The following is a 26,343-nucleotide window of genomic DNA, read 5'->3' on the forward strand; positions in this document are numbered from 1 at the left end:
GATAGATGGCAAAGGTTCGTCTGCTAGAAGACCACGTCGCCAACCAGATCGCGGCTGGCGAGGTGATCGAACGTCCGGCGTCGGTCGTCAAGGAGCTCGTCGAGAACAGCATCGACGCGGGGGCTACTCGCATCGAAGTGGAGTTTCGCAACGGAGGAACGAGCCTCATGCGCATCGAGGACAACGGAGGGGGCATGAGCCACGACGATGCCTTGCTAGCCTTGGAGCGTCACGCGACCAGCAAAATCCAAAAGGTGAAGGACCTAGATGGCCTCACCACCATGGGCTTTCGAGGCGAAGCGTTGCCGTCGATCGCATCCGTATCCAGGTTTCAACTTCAGACAAGGGAAGAAGGAGCCGAAGGGGGCACGGAAGTATTGATCGACGGCGGTAAGATGATCCACGTTCGAGATTGCGGGATGCCTCAGGGGACGCGCATGACGATCAGCAAGCTGTTCAATACGGTTCCCGCTCGCCGCAAATTTCTCAAAAGCAAGACCACGGAATCGGCCCATATCGTCCAATGTGTCCGCTTGTACGCTCTGGCGCATCCAGAGATTGGATTCAGCTTGCTGGACGATGGACGATCGCTTTTCCAGTCGCCGGCGAACTCTTCGCTCAAGAGCCGTATCGCGGAGGTTTTCGGGAAGCAGATCGCCAACAACTTGATCGAGGTGGACGCTTCGGAGGACGGACTGCGCATGCGCGGCTTTATCGGCAAGCCCAGCTTGTCGCGCTCAAGCCGCCACGAGATGCTGTTTTTCGTCAACAACCGCCCGGTGGAGAACAAGACCTTGAGTTACGCTTTGGTCGAATCCTACTACGGGCACATTCCCAAGGGACGTTATCCGGTCGCCTTCCTTTTCCTCGACCTCGATCCGCAACGAGTGGATGTGAATGTGCACCCGGCAAAGCGGGAAATTCGCTTTCGGGAAGAGGCGAAAACGAGGGGCTTCGCGGTGAGGACGCTTTTGGAGGCGCTTCGCGGCGAGTCCGAATCGTTGCAGGCGATCAAGCCGGTAGAAGTGCGTTTGCCCAAGAGTGTTGAATCGGAGCCGCGGGTTTCGGCGGCCCCTGTCGCGAAGAGCGTCCCGGCCAAGGCTTCGTCAGCCCATCGTCCTCAGCGACGATTGGTGCAAGCGGAAGAGCGGGAATCTTCTTCCTCGTCCGCAAAGTCTGAAGAGAGCGGGGGAGCGTCTCCTGTTGAACCTGCAATTTCGCCGAAAAAGGCTCCGGATCCCCAAGTCGCGAGCGTTTCAGTTGTTCCGGAGCCCAAGCCGGAGAGCGCCCGCACGGAGTCGCCTGAAGCCGCGCCGCGTAAGGAGGAGGAAAAGGCCAAGAACTGGAGCTACCTGGGCTGGGCCCAAGGCGAATTCGCTACTTTCGATACGGGGGCTGGCGTGGTTTTGCTCAACGTCAGGGCAGCCCAACAGAGAATTCTCTATGAGCGGATGCTCAAGGATTTCGCGGCCAAGGCGGTTCGTTGCCAAAAACTGCTTTTGGCACAGCCGGTGGAGCTCGATCCGCTGAGTTCGGCGGTCTTGGTGGAGAGCTTGGAATTTTTCGAGCGGCTCGGTTTCGAGATCGCGCCTTTTGGCCGCAATTTTTTCCGCATCGAAGGTACGCCCACTTGGCTGGAGGACGCGGATGCCGAAGAGTTTGTCAAGGAAACCATCGCTCTCCTGCGGCAAGGCAACGTCGCCGAAGATAAGGAAGGGGTAGCGGTGGAGATGATCGCCAAACGGGCCGTGGCCAAGCTGCGACGTCCAAAGGAGGAGCCGAGCTCCTCGGAGATAGATTCCCTGCTGGAGAAGCTTTTCAGTTGCGACAAGCCGCTAACGGATCCTGAAGGCCGTCCGTCCTTGATCGAAATTTCCAGTGGCGAGATCGACAAGCGCTTTCAGCGAAGAAATCGCCGAAAGCATGACGAGCTGTTCTAGGCAGTCGCTTCTCTCGCGAGAAGCGCTGCTCTCAGCGGAGTAGCGAAAGTCGCGAGACCTTCGATCCTAGGACTCGGTCTTCTCTTTGTCCTCGACCTTCACCTTCACTTCGCTGACGCGGATGCTGTTGATGATGACCGGTTCCTCGGGCATGTTCTGGGGGCCAGTGGGAACTTGGGAGATGGCCTCGGCCACTTCCATGCCTGAGAGGACTACGCCGAAGACGGTGTGCTTGCCGTTCAACCAAGGAGTGCCGCCTTCCTTCGTAACGATGAAGAACTGGGAGCCGTTGGTATTGGGGCCAGCGTTGGCCATGCAGAGGGTGCCGTAGTCGACGCTGTTGATCAATTCACCGCGGCCCACGAGAGGCTCTTCGATCTCCAAAGCGGAAGCGATCTCCTCGACTTCGACTTCGTACATGGGCTCGAACCCTTGGGCCTCTTGCATCTTTCCGAAAAGATTCGCGATGAATTCGACGGGGCTTTTGCCGCGATGTTCGCGAAGGTGAGGGACGACCCACTGCTCGAAAACGTATTCCGCGCGTTGCTGGTCGCCAATTTCCCCGGTAACGGGTTCGCCCTCGGTATAGGTTTCGTCCTCGAAAGTGTAGCCAGGGCCGCCGGAGCCGTTGCCCGCGGGATCGCCGCCTTGGATCATGAAGTCCGGAATGACGCGGTGGAAAGTGAGCCCGTCGTAGAAGGGCTTGGCGTTTGCCACGTCTTCTCCTTCTTCCAGAAGGCGGGTCCCGTCGGCGAGGCCGATAAAGTTTTCCACGGTCTTGGGCGCGTCCTTTTCGAGTAGGCGGATCACGATTTGTCCCATAGACGTGTCGATCGTGGCATGCAGCTGCTTCTCCTTTTTCGCGCAGCCGGCGAAGAAGAGCGAAAGGCCGAGAGTGGCGCAAAGACTGAGGCAAGCGGATTTGGGTAGTTTACGCATATGGATGCTCGGTTTAGAGATTCAGCGGCTCGGGGCAATGCGAATTAGTCCGGTTTTAGCTCAGGATCTGGCGTTCGCTGCCGTCTAAAAGGTTGCGCAGCAACGCCAAACACACATTTTTATCTACTGACAGACACCCCTTTTACTGTCGCACACCCATGAAATGCCTCATCATAGGAAGCGGACGCTTCATCGCCCCCAAGCTCATCGAGGAGCTTGTTTACGCGAAACATGAGGTCGCTATCCTGGATCAAAATCCACCCCCGGAAAGCGTGGCCGACAGGGTAACCCACATTTTCGGCGACAAGGGATCCCTTGCGTTCTATCGCGACGAGTGCCTCGAATTTAAGCCGGACATCGCAGTTCACTTGTCTGCCAACAATGGAGAAGAAGCCTCGGCTTTTCTCGAGGTTTTCCAAGGCCAAGTAGCCCAGACCGTTGTGACGAGCAACACGAACGTTTATCTGGCCCATGCCCGTCTCAAAGGGACGGAGCCAGGAGCCTCGTTGGCTGTCCCGATCAACGAAGAATCGCCCCTTCGTAATTTGGGAATCGGCAACGAAGAGCAGGGGGACAAGCTCGACGTGGAGAAGATCATGGGGAACTCGAAAGATCCGTGTACGATCTTGAGGTTGCCGCCTGTGTACGGTCCGAACGACTTTTTGCGCCGCTTCTATCCGCTCTTAATACGAATGATTGACGATCGTCCTTTCGTTCTGCTCGGGGCGAGCCAAGCGAGTTGGCGATGGACGCATGCCTTCGTGGACGATGTCGCTCATGCCGTCGCTCTTTCAGTGCTCAATCCAGGCGAAAAGCATCGTATCTACAATGTGGGCGAAGCCAAGACTCCCACCATGAAGGAGCGCCTCGAGCACTTGGGCACGGTCTTCGGTTGGGATGGCAGGGTGAAGGTCGTATCTTCGGTCGACTTGCCTGACTACCTCAAGACGCCGGGCGACTTTTCTCAGGACATGCTGATCGATTCGAGTCGGATCCGGCACGATCTGGGTTACAAGGAGCTAGGCGACTACTACGACGGCCTTGCGGAGTCAGTAGAGTGGTATCGGGACAATCCTCCGGCAGACATGGTGGGGAAGACCTTCAACTATTCCGCTGAAGACGCGGTCGTCGCAAGGGAGGTCCGAGACTAGGGCCGAACTACCCGCTACTCCTCGATGACTTGCTTGGAGGTGCGGATTGTTTTGTTGATGAAGACCCAGCCGTCCTCGATCTCTAGTTCTACGTCGAGCAAGCTGGTATAGTGACGCGTTTGGCCGAATTGCTCTACTTTTTCCTCCTCGTGAACCTTTACGAGCGCGTTGTGTCCGTAATTTGAATACTCGATGTCCATCACCAAGGTTTGCAGGTGAATAGACTTTGCTGTTTCGAAAATTTCTTTCACCATCGAGAGGTAGTTCTCTCGGTATTGGGTCATGACGCTGTGTTCGGTACGATCCACGCTGGAAAAGCTTGGCGAGAAAAAGCTCTCGTAAAATGGGAAATCTTGACGGCGTGCGGCATCGTCGTTGAGAGCGAAGAATTCTACGATGGTATCGTCGGTGAGTTCGCCCATGTAATAGCCGTAACCAGTGCTGTTGACCGATTCGCAGGAGCTAAGCAGAAGGGAGCATAGGAGGAGCAGCGGCAATACGAGGAGTCGAGTGTTCACGCTTGCTAGGCTGGGCAAACTGCTGCAGGGAGGCAAACCGATTTCTCGAAAGCGGGACGCAGGAGACTTCGTAAAACGGACAGGGACATGCTTCTGAAGGAGGGCTGGAGGGGGCGTGTCCGCTTAAGCGAACCCTAGGACTCGCTATCCGAAAGATAGAACTGTGACAGCTCGTTTAGAATCGCCTCCAGTCTTTGGTAGTATTCATCTACCGGTAGGTCATTCTTATTTGAATACAGCGACTCGAGCTCTTGCTCCAGCTTGTTTCTCTCCGCTGCTTGGGAGGGCGTCAGCTCTCTCTCCTGTTTTTGGGGAATCAAGCTGATCCTGCGAGCGAGGCGCCCGTCCAGGGCGGGGCCTGTTTCCTTTTGCGGCAAGCTTCGTAAGCCGGAGTATTGGGTCGCAGGAGTTCCTTTTCCGTCCCCGTTGTCGTCGATCAAGGCATGTTCGCTGCTTAGCCTGCCGGCATCCCTGTAAAAGGTCTCGGTAGCTGCCGAGGCGCTGAGAAAGGCTTCTAGGAGGGACACCGCGTGGTCGCGGTCGATGTCGCTTGCTGGTGCGGCCATCGCTTCGGCAAATCGCTCCCCGAACCGCGCGTAGTTCAGCTCCGAAGGACTTCGGGTTGCGGTGATGATGACTCTATTTTCCGCGGAAAGGGCGCTGATGAACGGGGAGCTAGCGGATCCGCCGTGCACAAAGACGATCTCTTTTTCGTTGTTTGCGAGCCATTCGCTTAATTCCTTAGCGGATAGATCCTCTCCGGGGAGGTTGAGTTTGGCGCCGCTGGCGTTGGCGGTGCCGTGGCCTAGGTAGACGATCCATATGCTGGAGGCATCGGATTTCTCGGCGTCGACGATCCACTGCTTCACCTGTTGCTTGGAGTTTTCACCTGTCTTTTGCGGACTGACTATCGTTGTGTCAGCTCCCGCTTTTTCACCCATTTCTAGCCAGAGCGCGGCCGCTTTCGAAAATCCTTCCGCAAATTGATCGGCCCCCGGCGCTCCTTGAATCACCAGAAGCAGATCGGCTCCGGCAAGGCTCGTCGTGAGGAACGAGAAATAAACCAAGAGTCTGTAGATCATGCGAGGCCTCCCTTTCTCCTAAGCAGCCATTCGGCAAGGAACGAAGCGAGCGCCAATATGAAGAGCCAATTTCGATGCCAGAGAGGCTCCGACCAAATCTCCATGACGGGAGAGGATTGCGTGGCTAGCAATTCGGGTAAGCGTTCAAGATCTTCGCTGCGCAGCAGGCGGCCTCCGGTCCCTTCGGCCAATCTCTCCAGCGTCGCTTTGTTCGGCGATAGAGAGGTGAACTCTTTAACTAAGGGCTGGTAGACCCAACCTGTTTCTGCAGTTCCGATTACCTCGCCATTGAAACCGGTTACCGTGACTTCTGCTAGGTAGGCTCCAGATTCCTTCAGGGCGAGCTCGGAATAAAACTGTCCTTGGACATTGGATACGATGTTCATCTCGTATTCGCGTTTTTCGCTCGCTGCGTCGAGTCGGCGGACGGTGAGCCGCGCAATTCCGCTTGTCAGTGAATTGTAGTCCTCTTGGCGAGCGTTTGCCTTCAGGGTGATGGTGGAACCTTCGATTGGGCCGGCGCTCAATTCGACCCGGTCTGGGGTGTCTTTCACCAACCAACGTGAAATCTGACGCCAAAATTGGGCAAGATCGGCCTGAGTGCCGGGAGATTGCATGCCCCACCTCCAGAAATCTCCCACAGTCAACGCTGCAACCCGGCCTAGGCCAAAGCGATGGGTAACCAATGCCGGGTAGGTCTCTGTCGACAGGTCTTCGATGGTAGCGAGGCTTTGAGCTCCTGGTTTTATGCGTTGAGAGCTATTGAATACTCGAAAGCTGGGCATTTCTTGGATTCGCATTCTTTCTTCTGTCTCGAACGCCCGGATACGGACCCAAGGTTCCACCCAGCCGTTGCGCGTTAGCTCCCAGCGCGCTCTTTGATCGCTGCCTTTGGGAGGCGTTCCGCCATCTAGATAGAGCGGAAGCGCTTGGGCGATAGGTGTGTTTTGATAATTCCCGTCTTCCAATGCGTTAACCCCGCCCAGCATGAGCAAGCCTCCGCCGCGTCGCTTCACGAAATCGCGGATCAAGGTTTGTTGCGAAAAGGAAAAGAAGTCAGCTTCTAGGTCGTCGATTATGAGGGCATCGTACGCAAAGAGCTCCTCCGCTTCGTCGGGGAAGCCCGTTTTCAGCTCGTTGGCGTCTCGAGCGTTCATGCGAATCAGTACCGCTTCGTCGTAGCGTTCCGTTTCATCCTCTCGACCGAATCCACGGTAGAGGGCGTTGGAGTTTTCTCCTGCTCTGCTTTTGAAGTCGAATTTCGGTTCCCGGCTGGCGACGCGAAGAAGACCCACCAAATCGAGTTGGGCGTCGGCGGAGAGGGCTCGGTTGAGAAATTTGTATTCCCAGTTGGGACGGCCCGTGACGTAGAGAATACGGTAGTTCTCCTTTCCACGGTCGACTGCAAAGAGTTGGCGATTGTTGTCCAGGGTTGCCTCCTGAGCCTCTGGCGAGTCCGAGTAAGCGCTGAGCTCGAAGAATTGCGTGCCGCCTCCCGCGGCGCTCCATTCGTAGTCGTAGTCGAACGAGCCCTCGATCTTGACTGAGCGTTCGTCCAAAGCGGGATAGGGCATGGCGGTGGATTCGCGCCTGGAATCCAAGCGTCGAAGCTGTATCTTTACAGGGCCTTCTGAACTTCGCCTGTCGAGGAGCTTCGCGGAAACGCTGACCGGGGTGTCGCCAAAGGCGGTGGTCTTGACGGTTAGTTCTTGTATTGAAAGATCGGTTACGTCGCCATCCTCTCCGATAAGGACCGGATAAACGGGGGGGAGTTTCGAAAGCTCCTCTTGCGAGAGTTCCAGATCGGTACTGTTTCCATCGGAAAACAGAACGATGCCCGCGACGGGCTTATTCTCCAGTCGCTCTCCAAGTCCGCGCAGGGACGTCGAGATGGCGCTTTGTTCGCCTTCGAAATTCAAGTTCTCGAAGCTTGAGGTGCGGCGAACTTGGGAATCGAAAAGATAGTTACGCAGCTGAAAATTGTCCTTCAGCTTGGCCGACCAGCTTTGCGAAGGTTGCGTGAGCAAGTCGCGTAGCTCCTCTCCGCGAGCGCGTTCGCTACTGGGCTCCTTGATGCTTAAGCTTTTTCCGTTATCCGCTAGCAAGGCGACGATGTTTGCCCCTTGTACGGGCCTCTCGCTAGTAACTTGAGGGTCGGCGATAGCGAAGGCAATGAAGAGTATCCCTAGGAATCGCAGCGCGAGAGCGAGCCAGCGGTTCCGGTTCCTGCTGAGGCTGCCCTTCCAGGACAGCCAAGCCATGGGCAACAGCACGACCAATGCGATCGCGAATGCTAGCCAAGGAAGATTGCTTGCGAAAACCATTTGAACTAGTCGCTTCCAAGTGATTCGTAGTAGCTACGAACGATTTCGTTGTATTCGTCAGGAACGGGATCGCGGTCTACCGCCTGCAGCGTATCGGAATTTTCGTTACGGTGCAGCTCGTCGACCAGCCAGCTTCTCACTTCGTTCAAAGGGGCTGCAATCTCGTTTTGGATGAGGTTCCACTGGGGCAGCTCCCCGTGACGCTTAAAGTCTCGGCGCATGCTTTCCGCTGTTTCGCGAGCCTCGCTGACGCGGGCTCGCACGTTGGGCTCCTCCAACAGCGATTCAACCGTATTCAATCTATCGATCCACTCGTTGAAAGAGCCTCCGGTCAAGGGGCCTTGTTGCGCTTGATCGATGTTCGAAAATGCGTTTCTCAGTTGTTCTCGCACGTCTTGGGAAGCTCCTGAAGCTTCGTTGGAGCCGCTCTGTTGGTTGCTGGGCTGGGGCTGGGATTCTCCGGACCGCTCTGCTTCCAGCTGCTCGTTGAGGGCTTCTATTTCTGACTGAGCGAATTGCATGGTGGCGGTTTGGGTTCCAAGAACGCTGTCTGCCGCTTGCGATATCGCTTCGCTCAGTTCGGATATGTTTTCGCTCATGCCCCTTTGTCCGCGTCGCGCTTCCTCGACAAAGCCTTGCCGCATATAAAGCGAGCTTTGCTCGTAGCGTTCTTCGTAGCGCGAGCTGTTGTTGTCGCGAAGAATCTGATACAGGTCGCGGTAGAGTCCGGGCTCTACGTTTTCGGAGGCCTCCGCGATCTCTTGGATTTGCTCCAGCAGCTGGTCTAGGCTTTGGGCTTGAGCTTCGATTTCGCTCGCGAGCGATTCACGTTGCTCGGAGTCGTCCAAGCTTCTTTGCGATGATTCGCTGAACTGGTTGAGAGAATCCTCGAGCTGCTGCTGCGATTGCGAAAGTTGTTGGGCGCGGGATCGAGCGTTTCGCAAGGCTTCAGAAAATTCGCTGCTGTTGGCTTCGCGCATGCGTTCCCTGCTTTGGTCGAGCGTGTTGCGAGCCCGCGTGCCAGCGGCAAGGGCCTGAGAAACTTGGCCTTCCTCCAGCTCTTGACTCGCCTCGCGCATGTTCTCCCGGGCTTGCTCGAGTTGCTGGCGTACTTGGCGGGTGCTTTGTCTGTTGCCCGCTTGTTGGATTGCTTCGTCGGCATCTTGCAGCATTTGACGCTGCTCCTCTTCGAGGCGCTTCAGCTCGCGTTCGATCCGTTCTCGTTCCTCTTCCGTTTGAGCGAGGGCAAGCTCGCTCTGCATCTCTTGCAGGCGATCGTTCAAGTCATCTTGGCGACGAGAGAGTTCACTTAGCTTGGCGATGAGCTCGAGGTCCTTCTTTTCGTCAGGACTGGTCAGGGTTTGAGCTTGGCTGGCGGTCTCGTAGCGGCTGTCCTCCTGGCGGAAGTCGAGTTCGTTTAGCTGGGATTGGTTACGGGAAGCGCCTCCTCCCGAGCCCTGTTGAGAATTTTGCGAGCGAGAAACGTTGAATTCGTCGTCGCTGAGCTTCACCAGCTTGTCGTACGCGTTCTGGGCGTCGCTCCATGCCAGCTCCAAGGGATCCAGACTGGGTTGGTCGATGGCGTGGTTAAGACCGACGTCGACGCCTTCCATGAAGCGCTGAGCCTCCATGGCGTATTGGATAGAGCTGGCTTCCTCCAGTTGGGGAATCATTTGCTGGAGCTCTTGGATCGCTTCGATTTGGCTAGACTGAACGACATTGAGGTTCTCGGTTTCCGCTTCGGCATCTGTAGCGTTATTCTTGATACGGAAAAGGGAAATAGCGATGCGCCTTTGCTTCTCCAGGAGTTCCAGGCCTTCCTCGCCTGCTTGTCCTTGGCCACTGCCTCCTCCTTGGTCTTGCTCGCGGAAAATTTCGTCGAAGTTTCTCACGTCGGCGAAGTAGAGATCGCCGGTGGTGAGTCGGCGTTTTCCGTCGGGGCCATAGTCGGCCGCCCAAAGGTACCAGCTGAAGGTGTCCTTAGGTTGGAGTTGGAGCGGTTCCAGCGGGAGATGGTAGGAGAGGGAATCCTCGAAGATTGGCGTCGGGCTCCCGTCGGAGGCTAGGGAGAGCGTGCTGGGCTCCTCTCCGGGGAAGGAGAATCCGATTCCGTAGTCGAGAAGGCCAAAGTCGTCGCTTACTTGGCCTTGGAAGAGCAACTCTTCCAGAGAGGAGACACGTTGGTCGCCACGAGGCGAGCTGAGCCTGAGGTCGGGCCGTCTGTTGGGAAGCGACTCGATTCGTATCTCTGTCGGGAATTGGTTGCTGCGGCCGGCTTCGTCTTCCAAGTGCAAGCGGTAGGCTTGAGACTGGGCGAGGGTCGATTCGAGGAGGAACTGGGTCCTTTGCTCGTTGACGCTGGACAATTCCAAGCGCTCGCCGCGTTCATTCTCCAGGTAGGCGGTTTGCACGGTTTTGTTCGTATTTAAACGGTATGTCAGGCGAGTGCCCTCGATGGCGGTTAGGCGAAGGGTATCCGCTAATTCTCGATCCTCCCAGCCCGTGTACTCAGGGAATTGCAGGGATGCGTTTGCGGATACGAGTTCAGGCCGTTCGAAAACGGAAATGCTGTGGAGATCGGATTGCTCGTACGAGTAACGAATTCGATAGCTTAGCGGACTGTCGATCTCCTGTAGCGAATATGCGAATACGGGATCTGACAGGCTGCGAGCCATGGGAAAGGATTGGCTGTGGCCGGATTCGTGTTGCACCTCCAGCTTCACATCGTTCGGCAGCGGTCCTTCGAATCGAGCAGTGATAACGATAGAGCCGCCTCGCTCGATTTCGGTGTCGCCTGGTTCCACAGTGATGGATTGAGGAAGGATGCGGGTGTCCGCGACTTGGCGTCTGTGCGCGTTGGACCACTGGTTTGCTTGGAAGCAGGCGTAGAGGCTGAATGCGAGAAGTGACAAGACAGCCAGGTGCGACAGTATGCCACGAGTGGCCTGCGGCTTGGCGATGCGATCCCAATGGGCTGAGCTCGAGTCGCTTAGGGCTTGGTTGGCGACTTGGGTTGAGAAAAAGTCGTTTTTCCCGGCTAGGCTTTGTTGCACGGCGGTTACCAGCGCTTGCTTCAGGCTGGCGTTTTTCGATTCCACTTGGCGGGCTGCTTCGAGGTAATCGAGTTCCACCTTCTTTTCCCGGGAATAGGATATGAACAAGCATGCGATAACGCATAGGAGACTGGCTACGGATGCGAAGATGGAGAGGGCCGGAAAGAGATAAACGGCGGTTGCTGCAAGGGCGCAGACGCAGAATGCACAGAGGAATGCCTGCGTGCGCAGTCGGATGCGCCGCATGTCCCTCAGTCTTTTAGCGACGGGATACAGCGCGTACCGGAGTCTAAGATGAGGAAGGTGCTTCTTGTCCTGTAATTGATTTTTCATGACGGCATTGCCTCCTTCCTTTGGTGGCTTCTCATGGCGACGGCGCTTTCCAGGGCGAGCAGTGCCAAAACCGCCCAGAGCAGCCATTGCCAGATATGTTGTCTCTCCTCGATGGTACGGGCGGACTCCTGTTCGGATTGGCTGCGGATGCGAGCAAGCTGAGCTTGGGCGACGGATTCTTCGAATTCGGGAAGCCCCAGTTGCTCCCATTGGTCCAAGGAAATCGGGTTCGTTTTGCTCTCCAGTGGATCGATGTGTATCGCCAGCCAGCGATTTTCTGTTCGCGGGAACCGGTAAATCCCTGGGGTTTGTATAAGCTGATCCGGGAACATTGGCTGGTAGCGCTCGATTTCCGAGGAAGTTAATGCAGCATTGCTCGGAAGGGGCGGTCCGCCGGAAGCCGAGAGAACGAAGCGATGCAGGAAAGGAATGAACTTGCTGGAGAGAACCCACTGGGAGGCTGGGGGAGCCCAGCTGCCTGACCAGATGTAAAGGGAGCCGTCACCTCTTTTCTCTTCTACTAGCAGGGGGCTTTGGTCGTCGTAGCGCGCCAGTACCTTGGCGCTTCCAGGTGCCGAGAGTTTGGGTGTTTGCCAGGTGTTAATGCTGGTGAAGTTGCTGAAGCGTGGGGACGCAAACGGAGCGAATAGGGTATGGGAGAAGTCGACCTCCCCGATCAGCAGGGGCGTATCGGAACTACGATTTTCCATTAGCCAACTATCGCTTCCGCTTAGCTGGCGGATCGTATCGGAAAAACCAGTACCGTGCGCCAGGACGATAGCTGTTTTTCCGGACTCGATCTCAGCCTTGATTGAATTCGCCTCTGCAGTAGCGAGTGGACGATCTATGACGTAGGCAACATGGGAGCCCGCCAAAGGCGTTTGCGAGTCAATGCGGGTTCGTGGCGTAGCGAAGCCTTGTACTGCTTTGGAGATGAAATAGGGAGCCGACGATTCGTTGGCGAGAGAGGATTGGCTTATCAAGCCGATTGATACCTGCGGAATGTAGTCCGGAGCCAAGGCGAGCTTGTTGTCGAAGGGATACGAATCGCCTGAGAGCGCGAAAACGAGGGGTTGTGAGCACAGTTCTTGGGCGACCGGAATATTGATGATCGTTTCGGTGTTTCCGTCGACGAAGTGCTCGGATGGTGAAACGAGTAGGGAGTCGTCTAAAGCGCTCCGTATCGAAATTTCAGCGACGCTGCGGAGGGGCGCTCCGGAGGATGTGAGAGCGATGTTGGCGACGGAGCCCAAAGATTCGGATTCGCTCCACTGAACCCAGCGAAGTGAAAGGTTGGGCCCTTCTTGCTCGGGGCTGAGCTGCACCCTGTTAAGTCGCAGCGAAGAGGGCCAATCAATGCTCTCGATTCCATTGATCCTCGTACCTTCCGCAAAGTCGGACAAAAGGTAGATCTCTCCGAAACCGGAAACCGAGGTACGCTCTCTGAGGGCCTCGATTTCCGACACTGCCTCCGAAATGGCCTCGACGAGAAGTCCTGGCAAGGCGGTTGCCGTTGAGCTTTCAAGCCGCTCGAGGGCGAAGTTGATGCGTCTGTCGGCTTCCATCGCCGTCCACTGCTCGGGTGATATTATCGGGCTTATGGCGTCGGTAAAGCCGAAGAGAGAAAGTTGGTCGGAGGGGCTTAGCTTTTCCAGAATTTTCCGAGCTTCCTCCATGAGCTGCTCCGAAATTCCGGGGCGGTTCATGCTGGCGCTCCTGTCGATGGCGATGACGATGTCGCGGCGAACTTCCTTGTTTCCCAAGGTGTCGGCGGCGTCAGGTATGAACGGGCGAGCGAAAGCGAAGGCGAGAAAGCCGATGATGAGGCAACGAATCAAAAGTAGCCAAGGATTCTGGATACGTCGGCTCGTCTGTTGCTTTGGGGGGCTGGCATCCAGCAATTCGGTCGAGCTGAAGACGATACGGTTCTTCGGACTCTGACGTATCAGGTGGAATAGGATCGGGCCTGCTACAAGGGCCAAGCCGACGAGAAATAGGGGGGCGAGAAAGCTCATGGTCTAGCGGCGCGCTGTCCCCTCAGGTTGCGAACGAAATCGAGCAACGCTTGGTCAAGGGCTTGATCAGTAGTGATTATTTGGTGACGTACGCCCGTGGTGCGGAAGACATCTTCAAGCTGAGCTTGGCGAGCGAGGAATCGTTCGCGGTATCGTTGGCGCATGGAATCGGGGTCGACGTAAAGCGTGTCGCCTGACTCCATGTCCTCCCAGTAGGCGGCCTTGCCAAAATCAAGATTCTGTTCCGCCGGGTCGAGGATTTGTAGGGCGCGAACGTCGTGGCCCATCGCAGTCAAGTGAGCGAGCGCTTGTCTCCAGTTTTGCGCGTCTGACAGAAAATCGGAGACTAGGATGACGAGTCCTCGCTTGCGGCAGAGTCGGACCAGGGAGGAAAGCGTCTTTTCAATGTTGGTTGAAAGCCCTTGGCTGGGACGCTCCAACAGGGCGAATACGCGCTTGAGATGGCCGGGACGCCAGCGGGCGGCGAGGTAGTCCGATACGTCTTCGTCGAAACGGGCCAGTCCCACTATGTCTCTTTGTTGCAGCAGAAAGTAGGATAGGGTTGCAGCTAGCGTTTTTGCGTATTCAGACTTAGGGTACGATCCGGATGTGAAGCCCATGGACTTGCTGGAGTCCATGGCTATGGTGCAGCGCAGATTGGTTTCGTCCTCGTAGATCTTCAGGTATTCCCTATCCGTTCGAGCGAGGGCTTTCCAGTCCAGGTAGCGAAGGTCGTCGCCGGGGCTGTACTGGCGATACTCGGAGAACTCGACGGAGAATCCGTGGTAGGGGCTGCGGTGCAAGCCGGACCATAAGCCGTCGACCACGATGCGGGCTCGCAACTCCAAGTCTCGGATTGCGAGCAGGGCTTCTGGATCGATGGTTTTGCTTTCTAGCGGCACTTTTGTTGTTCGGATCTCTTGCCGGATCCGCTGTTTTTGGGTTGCGGACTTAGGTGAGCGCTGGGTTCTCCAGAAGTTCGTCGATGATCGTCTCGACGGTCTTGCCTTCGGCTTCCGCTCGGTAGTTGAGCAATATTCGGTGTCTCAATACCGGTTTGGCCAGCGTTCTGATTTCGTCTTTGCTGACGTAAGATCGCCCTTCCCAGAGAGCGAGGGCTTTGGCGGCGAGCACGAGGGCTTGGGCAGCGCGCGTGCCAGCTCCCCAATTAACGTACTTGTTGACGAAGTCGGGAGCAGCGTCGGATTGAGGACGGCTGGCAGCGGTGAGTTTTACGGCGAATTGTATCACGTCGTCGGATACGGGCACCTCGCGTACCAGTCCTTGTATCGCGATCACTTCCTCTGCGGTGAAGACAGGTTCGATGGGAAGGCCTGCTTTGGCGGTAGTGCGTCGGACTACTTCGATTTCGTCCTCCTCGGAAAGGTAGTCGATGAGGACGTTGAAAAGGAAGCGGTCGAGTTGAGCTTCCGGTAGCGGGTAGGTGCCTTCCATCTCGACGGGATTCTGGGTTGCGAGAACGAAGAAGGGCTCTTCCAGCACATGGCGGGCGCCGGCTGCTGTGACCTGATGCTCTTGCATGGCTTCGAGGAGGGCAGACTGCGTCTTAGGCGGCGTACGGTTGATCTCGTCGGCAAGCAGGAGGTTGGTGAATATGGGTCCGGGAACGAAGGTGAGTTTTCGTCCGAGGTCGGAATCGGTCAGGATTTCCGTCCCGGTTATGTCGGCGGGCATCAAGTCGGGCGTGAATTGGATGCGTTGGAAGTTGAGCTGGAAGATGTTGGAAATGGACTTGACCAGAAGGGTTTTGGCAAGGCCGGGGGCTCCGGTGATCATGCAGTGACCGCCCGCAAGGAGGGCGACCAGTAGTTGCTTAGTGACCTCCTGTTGGCCGACGATGACCTTCGAAAGCTCGCTTTCGACTTTTTGTCTGCCGGTTTGGATACGTTCGAAGATCTCGGATTGGGTTGCTATGGTGTCTGACATTTGGCTTTATTCGAAAGAATTCGAAGGTCTTGCGTCCTTCGCTGGGTTGTGGATTCCGTCTTGATTGTATCTAGTGGGTCATTGCGTAGACGATAATGTTGATGCCCATGGGGTAGGCCTTCTTTTCGGCGAATTCGCGGAAGTACCATTCGGATTCGCCCTCTCGTTCCCAACCGTCGCCGAGGTCGGTGTTTTGGCAAATGATGACCACCATGCGTCCGTTGTCGTCGTAGATGGCCCGGTAGTGGACCTCGCGAGCGTCTTCTCTCTCCCAAGTCCGTCCTGTGCCTTGGAAGGAGAGCGCGTGGCGGATGGATGGCACTTGCGGCTTCTCCTTGAGGTCGAAGACGATGTGGAAAATGGGGTGCTCGATGGGGAGGTCGTGGATCTCGCGGTCCGGAAACACGCGGCGGAGCTCGTACTCCAGGTTGTACCATTCCTCCTCGCCCCAGAAATCGTCGATCATGAGGAAGCCCCCGTTGAGGAGATAGGAGCGCAGGGCTTGCACTTCCGTTTCGCGAAAGCTGAGCGATCCCGGCTCCACCATGTAGAGGAAGGGGTAGTCCGCCAGATTGTCGTCCTCCAGGCGAACGACTGCGGAGTCGGGATTTACCTTCAGGCTGGTCATTTGCTGCAAGCGGTAGGCGAGATTGAGTTCGGCATCTGGATAGTCGATGGCCCAGCGTCCGCGTCGACCGCCCCAGCCTCCTCGGCCGTAGGATTCGTATTGGATGCGAGCGAAGGTGAAGACGTCTTCCTTAAAGGCGGGAGAGACTTCCCATTCCGGCACGCCTGCCCGGTCCACCATTTGTCCATGAGTCTGCGCGAGCATGGCGCCCGCTGGGAGGAGCAGGAGTCCGAAGGCGCGGCGTAGGAGGCGGCAACTAGCGAAGGAATTCATTGTTTAGGTCGAGCGATTGCAGAGAGCTTGGAAGTTCGGAGCGGGCGATGTCGGATTGGAGCTTCTTTAGGAGCTGATAGGCGTCTGCGAAGCGCGGCGCTTCCTCGAGGGCTTGCAAGACATGTCGTTTTGCTCCGCGTGGATCGGTGGCTCCCGTCAGGAGAGCCATCTGGTAGTGGAGGGAAGGGCGATCTGGAGTCTTGAGGGCGAGCAGGGCGGAGATTGCCTCGATCGATTTTTGCGACAAGTCCATGGCTTGCGAGGAACTTAGCAACGAACGCCAGGGCGTTTCGGCCATGGGGTTGATCGCGAGCCAGGCGCTCGACCATTTGAGAATTTCCTGGGGATCGCCCCTTTCTCCAGCCAGTTCCAGCAGGCGGATTACGGGAGGAAGGCGATGCGTTTCGTGCTCCACCATCACTTTCAGAATTCGTGCCTCCTCTTCCTTGTATCCGATGCCACGATACGCCTTGGAGAGTGGCCAGTGGGCATTTTCGGGGCCGGGCAGGTATCCGGCGGACTGGGCGAGGGCTTCCAGCTCTTCGATGGCTTCCTCCCATTTTTCCGCTTCGAGCGAGGCGAGGGCGTTGTCTAGTTTGGCGCTGTAGTTGGTCTGTGGAGAGGCGAGATCCATTACGGCGCCGATAGGTCCGCCTTGCGATTCGAATCGATAGGAGCTGGCGAGGGCGGACGCTTTTGCTTCGGCGAATGCTGCGAATTCTTCGTCCAGTTCCGCAAGCGGCGCAAGGTGTCGCTCCAGTCCGTCGTTGATGGATACGCCATCCCCGAGGGAGACCAGCAGGTCGCGCAACGGATCCATCCCGAAGCGTTGAGCGATGTATTCGACGACTAGATACGATTGGTAGTAGGCGAACTGCACGTCTTCGCCGTCGGTGGCTTGAAGGAAGGCGGCGCTCATTGAGCTGATGGGCTGCATCTGGCCAGACAGGATACGGGAGCGGTAGGAGGCGCTCATGCGTTGTCCCCAAGCTGGGTTTTCGACTTTCTCCTCGTAGACCGATAATCCCTCGGACAACCAGCGCGGCATGCGGTTGTTGGTGAGGTGCAGCGTGACGGTGTGGCAGAACTCGTGGTAGAGCACGGCTTCCCAGTTGTTGAAGCGAGTGGAGGGGCTGTTGATGGTGAAGACGGGGCCGAAGCAGACCCCGAGGAAGCCGGGGTTGCCCGGAACGCCGAAGGTTCGCGTTTCGAAGTCTGCCGGATTGGGATAGATTTCCACGGTGGTCTTCTGAGGAAGCTCGATGCCGTAGCGTTCGGTCAACTTAGCATGGGCCTGCTCGAGCACTCGCAGGGCTCTGGGACCATAGACGGGAGCCTCCTCCTTGCTCATGCGGATGAGGAAGTGCTCCGACTCGAGGGTTTCGAAGTGGTATAGGCGGTCCCGCAGCGTCACGAGGTTGTAGGCGGAAATGTTGTAGGGATCCGATTCGTGCACGGCATCGGCGAGCGGCCAGGCCTCGTCGTTTTTTCCGAGCCGCAGGAGGTCTTGGGCGAGCTGGATACGGGCGGGATTGTAGGAGTCGTCCAGGCCAAGTGCGATCCGCTGGTGGCTGGCTCCGTCGCTGAAGCGGTACTTGCGGGAGAGTTGCTTGCCGATGCGGTAGTCGACTTCCGGATTGCCGTTCCAGCTTGCGAGGGCTTTGGCGCGTTGGAGGTCGCCTTCCTCGCTGTCGTTGCGGATGTAGGCAAGCGTGGCCTTCAAGGCGAGCGCGTTCGGGGACTTGGGATTGGTTTGCAGGGCGGCGTCCAGGTTTTGCTCGGCGGCTTCGTAGGATTCCGCGGCAATCAAATGTTCGGCGAGCAGAATCAGCGTGGGGGAATGGCGAGGGTTAATTGCGAGGGCCTGCTGGGCGAAGTTGAGCAGCTGGGAGCGATCGCCCTCTTGGAAGGCGGCGGCGAGACCGGACAGAAGCTCGACGTTTCCGGGATGTTCGACGAGCCCTTCTTGGAAAGCCTTGGAGGCGAGTTTGAAGTCGTCCTTGGAGAGGGCGAGGTTGCCGGTTCCCAAAAAGGCGGAAACCGGTTTGCTGCTGAACTCTTGGGCCCGGCGGAAAAAGTTCTCCAGAACGAGCTTAGGCTCCACGTCGAACAGCAGGGCGATGTGGCCGATAGCGACGAGGTTTTCCGGGTCGTAGCCGTAGCGGCGGGAACGTTCGTTGACGAGGTAAGCGAGGGCTTCCTTTTGTCTTTCAGCTTCTTCGGGACGGCCCGTGTAGAGGGCCGCTTCGCGCAGGAGAAGGCGAGGCCGGATCTCGTAGGCGCGTTCCTTGACGTAGGCGTCGAGGGATTCGTAGGCCTCTTCGTACTGGCCGAGAGCGAAACGGGAACGGGCTTCTATGACGACCCAATCGATGACCCAAGGATCCAGGTCTTTGGCAGCTTGGGCGTACTCGATTGCCTTTTCGTATTGGCCGGAGTTGTAGAGCGAATGCGCCGTCTCGAGGTTTGGGGCCTCGGCGAGGATAGAAACGGTGTCTACAGCCTTCGTTGCGTTGAGCAAAAAGAGGCACAGAAGGGTGACCCAAATCCAAGGGAAGGGCGTTGCCCCCGATGGGCTGTCGTTTTTGGGTCTGGGTCCGTTAGGCACGTGGGACAAGGGGATTGGCGAACTGCGGCGGCACAGTAGGTGAAACGGCTTGCCGCGAGCGGAGATTGCGTTCGTTCGGGCGAGTTTCGCTTGGGTGCCGCGATTGGGAGACTATGGCGCGCAAGCTAGTCATGCGCCACTTGATGGACCCGAAACAGGTCGCGCGTTTTCGCACTAGGGTTGGAAGGGCGTTTTGGAGTTGCGAGATAAAGGTGGGAGACTCTTTCTGGCGGCGTTTGTTCATGAGACCATTGACGCTCAGCTTCTATTTCCAGGTTTTCGTCTGCGCCGCCCTGTGGGGTAGCGCGTTTCCGGTGATCAAATTGAGCTACGAGGCGCTGGCGATCGAGGGATTTGGCGAACGCATGCTTTTTGCGGGATTGCGATTCACGCTGGCGGGTTTGCTGATCGTGCCATTCTGCCGCAGCTCGGTGCTCGAGACCGCGCGCCAGGCTCCCCGTGGCTTGCTCGTTTGGGTGATTCTGGGGCAAACGGTTTTTCAGTATGTGTTTTTCTACTACGCCCTCAGCGTTTCCAGCGGTACATTGGGGGCGCTGCTGGCGGGAGGCGGGAGTTTCTGGTGGATGCTGCTGGCTCCGTTTCTCCTCAAGACGTCAGCTCCGAATGCGAAGCAATGGGGGTTAATTGTCCTTTGTTCGGTTGGAATCGGCGTAGCGGTCTACGCTCCCGGAGCAGGGAGCGGGCAGGTGGCGATCGGGGCGGCATCCTTTCTCTTGGCCTCGCTTTCTGGAGCGTTTGGAGCAATCGGCCTCAAAAAGCTTTCCGCGTTCCACGGGAGCCGAGCGATCACCTCGATTTCGCTCTTCGTTGGCGGATTGGTCTTGGCCTTGCTGGGGTTGGGCGGCTGGCAGGGATTTTGGCAGGACTTGGGGCTGGGAGCAGTTTGGGTTCTGCTCTACCTCGCCTTTTTGTCGGCCACGGCGTTCACCCTTTGGAATCGGTTGATAGAGCAGTACAGCGTCAATGTCCTGTCTGCCTACCGTTTTCTGATACCGCTTTGCGGAGTACTGGAGTCAGCGCTCTTCGTCCCCGGAGAGTCGGTAGGGATTGGAATCGTGCTCGGAGGCGCGTTGATCCTCGGTTCGCTCTATGGAATGAGCCGGATCGAGAACGCTCGGGGTTAGCTGGCGGCCACTGCGGTCGCTGGCCAAAGCATGGCGATACGTCGCATGCGAATTTAGGCTCGAGAGCCCTTGTCCGGGGGCAGGTCAACCGGACACCTTCTTGGCGAAAAGGGGACTAAGGCTTCCAGCCAAGAAAAGCTGGAAGGCGTGGTAGCAGAGCAGGGGGAGAATAATCAGGCCTAGGGAGGCTGCTTGTTCCTCGCCTGGGGATGCGGCGAAAATAAGCGTCGCCATGGGAACGCCGGCAGCGAGCGTTTTTTGCGAACCGCAATAGAAGGCTGCGATCCGTTCCGGCAGCTGGGGCGATCCCAAGGGGCTGGCCAGCCAGACCAGTCCCGAGAAGAGTAACAAGAACAATGCGGATAGGAAGAGGGCTCCTAGCAGTTCGGTGGCGTCGACCTCTTGCCAGATGCCGCTGGCGAAACTGCTGCAGAAGGCTGCGTAAACGATATACAGCACGAAGGCGTTGCTCAGCCGCTTGAAGAGGCGCTTTGACGCTTGAGCCCAAGCTCGCGCCAGAGGACGGACCGCTTGCCCGATCAGAAGGGGCAAAAGCACCAGCAGGGAGAGTTTCGCTATCAGGGGGGCGAGGGGAATCGCGGTGTCGATGGAAGCTCTGAGCAGGCTCGCGCAGAGAATGGGGGTTGCGAAGATGCCGAGCACGTTGGCGGAGGTAGCGGAGAAGAGGGCGGCTGAGCTGTCGCCTTCGCTATTGGAAGTCATCACGATTGCCGAAGAAATAGTGGTCGGCAAAGTGGAGAGATAGAGGAATCCGATTTTAAGGTCGGCTTGAATCCAAGTTCCAAATACGAGCAGGAAGCAAATCATGCTCAGGGGGGCCAGCAAGAAGATGGCGAACAGGCTGAAGAGGTGCAGTCGCAGTTTGGCGGCGCTGGCGAGCAATTGGCGAGTGGGCAAGGATAAGCCCTGAATCAGAAACGTCAGGGCGACCGCGACCTTCGTAGTGGTCTCGGGGTGGAGGGGGCCGCCGTTGGCTCCGACTTCGGGGGCGAGGGAGGCGGCAAGGGCGACGGCGAGGAGGGCTGCAGTAAATCCGTGTCCGCGGGCGAGTTTGTGGAACTGGCGAGTGGCTTTTTGCAAGATGGCCCGAGCATGGTCGAGGTCGAGCCGCTGTCTAACTTTTGTTTGCGTGGGAGTTCCAAAGTTGGAAGCAGGCAGGATTATTCTGGAAGCGGCGGCAGAAATGGATTGTTAGATGGGGTTGTCGCATGAATCGATACTCCCCCCAGAAATCCCTTTTTGTTTTAGGCGCCGCTTACGTGGTGGTAATGGCCTTGGTCTTTGGTTGCACCAAGTTGGAAAAGGCGCCGGAAAGCGCCACCCAGCAGCGACCGGTGGCGGCTCCGGACCCGCACGGCGATTGGCGCCAGCCTGAGACCTGTTTGAAGTGCCACGAGGAGGAGCACAAGTCTTGGGTCGGCAGCCATCACGCCAACGCGAACCGATTCGTCGACATCGAGACGGATGCCGCCCGCTACGGCGTGGGCGAATTCGAGGATGCGGCTGGGCGCGAGTATCGCGTCAGCTACGAGGAGGGAGCTTTTCTCATAGCGGAAAAGAACGCAGACGGGGAATTCCTGCCTGCGAAAGCGAAGGCGGTGATCGGCTTGACTCCCTTGCAGCAACCGCTGGTGGAGAGCGATCGAGGCCGCTGGCAGGCCCACGCTATGGCATGGGACGTCGACAAGAAGGAGTGGTTCAACGTTTTCGGAGACGAGGAGCGCCTGCTGGGCGAGTGGGGGCATTGGTCCGGTCAGGGAATGAACTGGAACTCCAATTGTGCGTGGTGCCACACGACCGAGTACGAAAAGAACTACGATCCCGCAAAGGATAGCTACGCAAGTAGCTGGACTCACCAGGGGATCAGCTGCATCGCCTGCCACTCGGACATGGAGCAGCACGTGGCGACCGCGGGATCGGACGACTACGTCGCTCCGGAAAAGCCAGACATGCGGGTGATGATGGAGAATTGCGCCAGCTGCCACGCTCGTCGAGAAGAGCTGTCCGGTGGAGGTTTCGAGGCGGGTGAGTCTTTCGAGGACCACTATCGTCTCATGCTCTACGACCACCCGACGGCTTACTTCCCTGACGGCAAGGCGAACGAGGAGAATTTCGTTTGGGGCTCGTTCATGCACAGCAACATGGGGCATGCCGGCGTCTCTTGCATGGATTGTCACGACCCGCATGCAGCGACCTTGAAACTGCCGGCGGATACGAACGCGACTTGTATCCAATGTCACAGTACGGGAAACCTGGGGGCCAGCATTGTGGACTTGTCGACGCATAGCCGTCACCCCATTGGTTCAACCGGAGATTCCTGCGTGGCCTGTCACATGCCCGAGAGGCCGTACATGGCTCGCGATCCGCGGCGCGACCATGGTTTTACGATTCCGGACCCCTACATGGCAAAAACCTTTGGCACGCCCGACGCTTGCACCGAGTGTCACCAGGATATGGAGACGGACGAGTTGCTGGCGCGATTCGATGAATGGTGGGGACAGTCGGATCGAGTTGAGGACCTGAGGGGTAGAGCCCATTTGTTGAGCGAGGCTTGGACAGGCTCTCTAGCTACCCCAGGTCTCATAATCGAACGATTGAAGGCGGCCGAAAACCACTATTGGCAGGCGAGCTGGTTGCGTCTGTTGCGAGGTTTTACGCAACTGGAAGAGGTTCGCGACATTGCCCTTGAGTACAAGGATTCGGAGCATGCGATCGTGCGTGACGCTGCGATCTTCTTGCTTGGTTCGCGACAAGACAGCCTCCAGTCCCTACAGGAGGCCTTGGAGGATCCCTCTCGAATCGTTCGTATGCAAGCGGCGGATACGCTAGCCAGTAGCCCATACCTAAGCGAATCAATGAGGGAGGAGTACAATGAGTACTTGCTCTACAACGCGGACCGCCCGTCTGGAGCCCTGAAGCTTGCCTCTCAAGCCGCGAACCTAGGAGATGCGAAGCTCACCCAGCAATACGGCGAGCTTGCAGTCAGCTTCGATCGCAAGAGCGCGCCGATTCGCTACGACGTGGCGATCCTCTACGATCGCGTCGGTTTGGTCAGCGAGGGGCTGCAGCATTTGCGAATTGCGAGCGCTTACGATCCAAGCTCTGGGCTGTATCCTTTTTCCATTGGCCTTCTGCTCGCGGAGCAAGGCAAGATGGAAGAGGCCGCAAGCTCGATCAAGAAAGCCCTTCGCATCGAGCCCGAGCAGCATCGCTGGTGGTACAACCTCTCCGTCATGCAGACCAGATTGGGCGATGTGGCGGGAGCCCGGGCCAGCCTTCAGGAGGCCTTGAGGTTGGAGCCCAGCGAGCCCGCATATTTGCAATTCATGCAGCAGCTCTCGGGATCCGCGGCGGGCCAGTAAGACGAAGGGTCAGCAAAATCGCCCGTTAGCCACGTGTTGCGAGCGCTTTGTAGGAATTTCCGCAGTCTCTCAGGAAATGAAATCGCGAATTTTGAGCGTCACTTTGCTTTTAATGGGCTGTCCGCTTTCCAGCGCTGGGTAAAAAGGAACGTCAAGCAATAGCCTTCGAACGTCCGACTCCAGTTTGCTCTTTTGAGGAGATATTATTTTCAGGGATTGAGCCCTCCCATTCGCGTCCGTCGAGACTTCGATTTGCGTATCCAAAATCTTGGAGTCGAGGGAATTCAGGAAGTTGCTTGGCGCGAAAAGGGGAATGGGCGCAGCCGCTAGGCTGCCCGATGGGCTTTTGTTCGCGCGTGCGTTTCTCATGAACTTGATGGCTTCGGAGCGAGGGAGGCCAACAATCTTTGGTGAACGAATCGTAGCGATTTCTTGGTTGCCGTCATAGACAGCGACCGATGTTCCCAAGAGTGTGAAGTCGAGAGGAAATCCGTCCTCGTCGATGGTGATCGTTTGGATGTTCGTTTCTTTGGCGTCCAATTCACGGAAAATTGGGCGCCGAATAATAGGTTGTTTGCCCGGCTCTTGATAATCGACAAATGCGACGAGGTAGGGAGCCTCGAGGCCTGGAGGAAGTTGAAGGTCAAAAGTCAACTGCACTGCGTCAAATGGGGCCTTCATGTCGGCTGGCATTTGTTGGGCGAAGTCTTCGATGCGACTGGTTTGTTCCATCGCGCTTTCGATTTCGTCGATGCCTTGGTTGAATACAGCGGTCGTATTGCCGCCTGACATTGCGGCCGCCTGCATGCGAGCGTAAACGTTTGCCCTGACTTGATCCTCTTGGATGCGGGCGTCGTTCTCCATTTTGGAAACGGCGGACTGCCAAACGAGTTTCGGGTCAGTGAGGGGCGAGTTTTTTTGGATTGCTTGGATTTCTCCCACTCCTGCGATGTGTTCGCTCATGCGAGTCTTGGGCACGAGTCGGATTTGACCGGCCTTTTTTCGCGGAAGGTCCACCGTGTCAGTCTCGCCCTGTAAACTTAGTTTTTTACGGTCGACCCCTACTAGTTGGTAGTCCGTGTCCTTGTGCAAAATGGAGATATCCATTCCCACGAAATAATAGTATATCCTCTCTTCTGATTCGGCTGACGTGTTGACCGCTGACAAGAGATAAAGCAGCGCCGGTCCCAAGAGCTTGTGGTATCTTGATCCAAGTAACATAATTCCCTCCGTTGGCTTGGTTTCTATTGTTTGAAGCGTCGAACCAGCATTTCCAGTTCCGAAAAAGTGGAGGAGTTGCTGGTCGATCGCGGCAACGCGAGACCAGTCTCCCACGTTGCTACTGCTTCGTCAATTCGATCTGAAATGAGATAGGCCTTTCCTAGGTTCAGCCAACCGGTCGCGTCATCTGGACGCAGGTTTATATATCCTTGCAATAAGGGTAATGCCTTGGACTTATTCCCTAGCTGAGCGTGAATCATTCCGAGGTTCGCCATCGCCTGCGCATTTTGGGGCCATATCTTTAGGCTTCGTTCGAGCGAGCCTATGGCTGCCTCAACTTGCCTATTCCTAACTTGGTCGTTCGCTAGGTTCTGCAGGGCGGATGCATAGAAGTTGCCGAGCCTTTGGGGCGGATCTCGATGAGCATGATAGCTTTTCTCAAGCAGGGCAATCGCAGCAGCGGGTTCACCTCGGCTCTCGATCAGGTGATGGGCAACGAAGAGCGCGACGTCGGTATCATCAGGCTGCCTCAGAAGGTAGTCGCGCAATAAATCCAGTCCCTGCTGGTCGCCTTTGGCGAGTCGCAAGGTGCCAAGATTTCGAACGCTTGCGAGATCGTTCGGATTGATCGCGAAGGCTTGCTCGAATGCTTTGAGCGCCTTGCCGTGCTCTTTCTCGGTTAGGTAGAGCTCTCCGAGGGCGTTGTGAATCTCGGGGCTTCGGGGATGAGTTTCGAGCCCGCGTTGCAGGGCTCCAAGTGAACTTTTAAAATCGTCGCTTGCTGCTAGGACCTTTGACAAGCCAACGAATGCAGCAGGTGGAGCTTCCGCTTGATCGGTCGCAGTGCGGAAGGCTTTGAGAGCGTCTCCGAGGTCTCCAGCCGCGTAGAGCAAGCTGCCTGATTCGATGAGTACCTTGGGATTCTCTGGAGCCACAGTCTTAGCTCGATCGATGTACTGCGCGGCGAGTCCAGCTTGTCCGGATTCTCGAGCTATTTCGGAGGCTACGAGCAGTTGGTAACTGTCGTAGCAGTATTCGAGGTAGAGGGTGGCCATCCAGGGGTCGGAAGGCTCCGAGAATTCTTTTTCGAGGTAGACGCGATGTTGGGCATCCTCCATCTTTTCGATTTCATCGAGTTCTCGATATATCTCGGCTCTCAATGAATGTATGGTCGAAAAAGAAAGCTGGGAGCGATCAAGCGCTTCGAGTGCCGAACTCCATCGCTTCTCGCGCATGTGGCAGCGGGCGAGTCCCAGCGCGGCATGGCCGAGCGCAGGATTGAGCCGCAGGCATTCAAGATAAGCGTCCTTAGCGAGTTCGATTTCCTCACGCTTAAGAAAGGCATCCCCGAGCTTTAGAAATACAGGTGCGTAGTCCGAAGCGCTGGATAGCTGGTTCAGAATTGTCAGAGCTTGGTCCTGGGAGCCGAAGTCTAGATGGGCAACAGCGGCGCGGTACGCAAATTGTTGGTCCATGGTGGAGGTCGGATCGCCCATGACTAGATTGTATATTTGGCAAGCTTCACTTAAGTATCCGTTTGCATGATACAGGTAAGCGATTTCCCTCTTTGCTGGGGGCGACTCTTGATCTCGTCTCGCGGTTTCGTAGAGCTCGCTCAGTCGCCGATCGAACGAGCTCGGCAAATGGCGCATCGAAGAGATTTCAGGCACGCCGGGAACGCCCTGCTTCGCGCTGGTTCCCGGAGGAGCGTCGAGGTAGGAAAAGCGGAAAACGATGGCCGATGCGAGCAAGGCGCAGCCTATCGCTATGAGCATTTTGGTAG

At 56.9% G+C, this 26,343-nt stretch carries 17 protein-coding genes; 4 read left to right on the forward strand and 13 right to left on the reverse strand.

All coding sequences use genetic code 11. The features are described 5' to 3' along the window. Nucleotides 1-5: 5 nt before the first annotated feature. A complete protein-coding gene (gene mutL / locus IEN85_RS07985) occupies nt 6-1,940 on the forward strand; it encodes a DNA mismatch repair endonuclease MutL (protein ID WP_191616555.1) in 1,935 nt (644 codons plus the stop codon). Nucleotides 1,941-2,006: 66 nt separating this feature from the next. Here mutL and IEN85_RS07990 read toward each other — a convergent pair whose 3' ends face one another. Further along, entirely contained in the window at nt 2,007-2,879 is an 873-nt protein-coding gene (locus IEN85_RS07990; RefSeq protein WP_191616556.1) for a peptidylprolyl isomerase, read from the reverse strand. A gap of 158 nt (nt 2,880-3,037) precedes the next feature. Here IEN85_RS07990 and IEN85_RS07995 point away from each other — a divergent pair, with 158 nt between their 5' ends. After that, nucleotides 3,038-4,030, forward strand: a complete 993-nt coding sequence (locus IEN85_RS07995) for an NAD-dependent epimerase/dehydratase family protein (protein WP_191616557.1) — start codon at nt 3,038-3,040, stop codon at nt 4,028-4,030. Between the two features lie 14 nt (nt 4,031-4,044). Here IEN85_RS07995 and IEN85_RS08000 read toward each other — a convergent pair whose 3' ends face one another. The 9 genes from IEN85_RS08000 to IEN85_RS08040 form a co-directional block, all read right to left on the reverse strand. Next, nucleotides 4,045-4,548 (reverse strand): nuclear transport factor 2 family protein, encoded by a 504-nt coding sequence (locus IEN85_RS08000; RefSeq protein ID WP_191616558.1) that lies wholly within the window; start codon nt 4,546-4,548, stop codon nt 4,045-4,047. Nucleotides 4,549-4,682: 134 nt separating this feature from the next. After that, nucleotides 4,683-5,630 carry a hypothetical protein gene (locus IEN85_RS08005; RefSeq protein WP_191616559.1) on the reverse strand — a complete coding sequence of 316 codons (948 nt, stop codon included), beginning with the start codon at nt 5,628-5,630 and terminating at the stop codon, nt 4,683-4,685. Beyond that, entirely contained in the window at nt 5,627-7,954 is a 2,328-nt protein-coding gene (locus IEN85_RS08010) for a glutamine amidotransferase (protein WP_191616560.1), read from the reverse strand. The genes IEN85_RS08005 and IEN85_RS08010 overlap by 4 nt, the downstream gene beginning before the upstream one ends. A gap of 5 nt (nt 7,955-7,959) precedes the next feature. After that, entirely contained in the window at nt 7,960-11,340 is a 3,381-nt protein-coding gene (locus IEN85_RS08015) for a hypothetical protein (RefSeq protein ID WP_191616561.1), read from the reverse strand. Next, nucleotides 11,337-13,355, reverse strand: a complete 2,019-nt coding sequence (locus IEN85_RS08020; protein WP_191616562.1) for a BatA domain-containing protein — start codon at nt 13,353-13,355, stop codon at nt 11,337-11,339. The genes IEN85_RS08015 and IEN85_RS08020 overlap by 4 nt, the downstream gene beginning before the upstream one ends. Continuing rightward, complete coding sequence (locus IEN85_RS08025) at nt 13,352-14,257, reverse strand: DUF58 domain-containing protein (protein WP_318186594.1); 906 nt, start codon at nt 14,255-14,257, stop codon at nt 13,352-13,354. The genes IEN85_RS08020 and IEN85_RS08025 overlap by 4 nt, the downstream gene beginning before the upstream one ends. Nucleotides 14,258-14,306: 49 nt before the next feature. Further along, nucleotides 14,307-15,302: an AAA family ATPase gene (locus IEN85_RS08030; RefSeq protein ID WP_191616563.1), complete on the reverse strand. Its 996-nt coding sequence runs from the start codon at nt 15,300-15,302 to the stop codon at nt 14,307-14,309. A 70-nt stretch (nt 15,303-15,372) separates the two neighbouring features. Further along, nucleotides 15,373-16,203: a DUF4159 domain-containing protein gene (locus IEN85_RS08035; RefSeq protein WP_191616564.1), complete on the reverse strand. Its 831-nt coding sequence runs from the start codon at nt 16,201-16,203 to the stop codon at nt 15,373-15,375. After that, nucleotides 16,187-18,724, reverse strand: a complete 2,538-nt coding sequence (locus tag IEN85_RS08040) for a peptidase MA family metallohydrolase (protein WP_191616565.1) — start codon at nt 18,722-18,724, stop codon at nt 16,187-16,189. The genes IEN85_RS08035 and IEN85_RS08040 overlap by 17 nt, the downstream gene beginning before the upstream one ends. A gap of 329 nt (nt 18,725-19,053) precedes the next feature. Here IEN85_RS08040 and IEN85_RS08045 point away from each other — a divergent pair, with 329 nt between their 5' ends. Next, nucleotides 19,054-19,956 (forward strand): DMT family transporter, encoded by a 903-nt coding sequence (locus IEN85_RS08045; protein WP_191616566.1) that lies wholly within the window; start codon nt 19,054-19,056, stop codon nt 19,954-19,956. 84 nt (nt 19,957-20,040) lie between these two features. Here IEN85_RS08045 and IEN85_RS08050 read toward each other — a convergent pair whose 3' ends face one another. Further along, a complete protein-coding gene (locus tag IEN85_RS08050; protein WP_191616567.1) occupies nt 20,041-21,057 on the reverse strand; it encodes a bile acid:sodium symporter family protein in 1,017 nt (338 codons plus the stop codon). A gap of 128 nt (nt 21,058-21,185) precedes the next feature. Between IEN85_RS08050 and IEN85_RS08055 the strand changes: the two genes are divergently transcribed. Further along, a complete protein-coding gene (locus tag IEN85_RS08055; RefSeq protein ID WP_191616568.1) occupies nt 21,186-23,339 on the forward strand; it encodes a tetratricopeptide repeat protein in 2,154 nt (717 codons plus the stop codon). Between the two features lie 69 nt (nt 23,340-23,408). Here the strand turns inward: IEN85_RS08055 and IEN85_RS08060 are convergent, their stop codons facing one another. Together IEN85_RS08060 and IEN85_RS08065 are read right to left on the reverse strand one after the other, a co-directional pair. Beyond that, nucleotides 23,409-24,446 carry a hypothetical protein gene (locus IEN85_RS08060; protein ID WP_191616569.1) on the reverse strand — a complete coding sequence of 346 codons (1,038 nt, stop codon included), beginning with the start codon at nt 24,444-24,446 and terminating at the stop codon, nt 23,409-23,411. A gap of 137 nt (nt 24,447-24,583) precedes the next feature. After that, nucleotides 24,584-26,335 carry a tetratricopeptide repeat protein gene (locus IEN85_RS08065; RefSeq protein WP_191616570.1) on the reverse strand — a complete coding sequence of 584 codons (1,752 nt, stop codon included), beginning with the start codon at nt 26,333-26,335 and terminating at the stop codon, nt 24,584-24,586. Between the last annotated feature and the right edge of the window lie 8 nt (nt 26,336-26,343).

The organism is Pelagicoccus enzymogenes (assembly GCF_014803405.1).
GTDB lineage: Bacteria > Verrucomicrobiota > Verrucomicrobiia > Opitutales > Opitutaceae > Pelagicoccus > Pelagicoccus enzymogenes.

What these genes read in the sequence shown, in the direction of transcription:
- mutL (WP_191616555.1), top strand. Translation starts at nt 6, where the DNA reads ATGGCAAAGGTTCGTCTGCTAGAAGACCACGTCGCCAACCAGATCGCG.
- IEN85_RS07990 (WP_191616556.1), bottom strand. Translation starts at nt 2,879, where the DNA reads ATGCGTAAACTACCCAAATCCGCTTGCCTCAGTCTTTGCGCCACTCTC.
- IEN85_RS07995 (WP_191616557.1), top strand. Translation starts at nt 3,038, where the DNA reads ATGAAATGCCTCATCATAGGAAGCGGACGCTTCATCGCCCCCAAGCTC.
- IEN85_RS08005 (WP_191616559.1), bottom strand. Translation starts at nt 5,630, where the DNA reads ATGATCTACAGACTCTTGGTTTATTTCTCGTTCCTCACGACGAGCCTT.
- IEN85_RS08010 (WP_191616560.1), bottom strand. Translation starts at nt 7,954, where the DNA reads ATGGTTTTCGCAAGCAATCTTCCTTGGCTAGCATTCGCGATCGCATTG.
- IEN85_RS08015 (WP_191616561.1), bottom strand. Translation starts at nt 11,340, where the DNA reads ATGAAAAATCAATTACAGGACAAGAAGCACCTTCCTCATCTTAGACTC.
- IEN85_RS08020 (WP_191616562.1), bottom strand. Translation starts at nt 13,355, where the DNA reads ATGAGCTTTCTCGCCCCCCTATTTCTCGTCGGCTTGGCCCTTGTAGCA.
- IEN85_RS08030 (WP_191616563.1), bottom strand. Translation starts at nt 15,302, where the DNA reads ATGTCAGACACCATAGCAACCCAATCCGAGATCTTCGAACGTATCCAA.
- IEN85_RS08035 (WP_191616564.1), bottom strand. Translation starts at nt 16,203, where the DNA reads ATGAATTCCTTCGCTAGTTGCCGCCTCCTACGCCGCGCCTTCGGACTC.
- IEN85_RS08045 (WP_191616566.1), top strand. Translation starts at nt 19,054, where the DNA reads ATGAGACCATTGACGCTCAGCTTCTATTTCCAGGTTTTCGTCTGCGCC.
- IEN85_RS08055 (WP_191616568.1), top strand. Translation starts at nt 21,186, where the DNA reads ATGAATCGATACTCCCCCCAGAAATCCCTTTTTGTTTTAGGCGCCGCT.
- IEN85_RS08060 (WP_191616569.1), bottom strand. Translation starts at nt 24,446, where the DNA reads ATGGATATCTCCATTTTGCACAAGGACACGGACTACCAACTAGTAGGG.
- IEN85_RS08065 (WP_191616570.1), bottom strand. Translation starts at nt 26,335, where the DNA reads ATGCTCATAGCGATAGGCTGCGCCTTGCTCGCATCGGCCATCGTTTTC.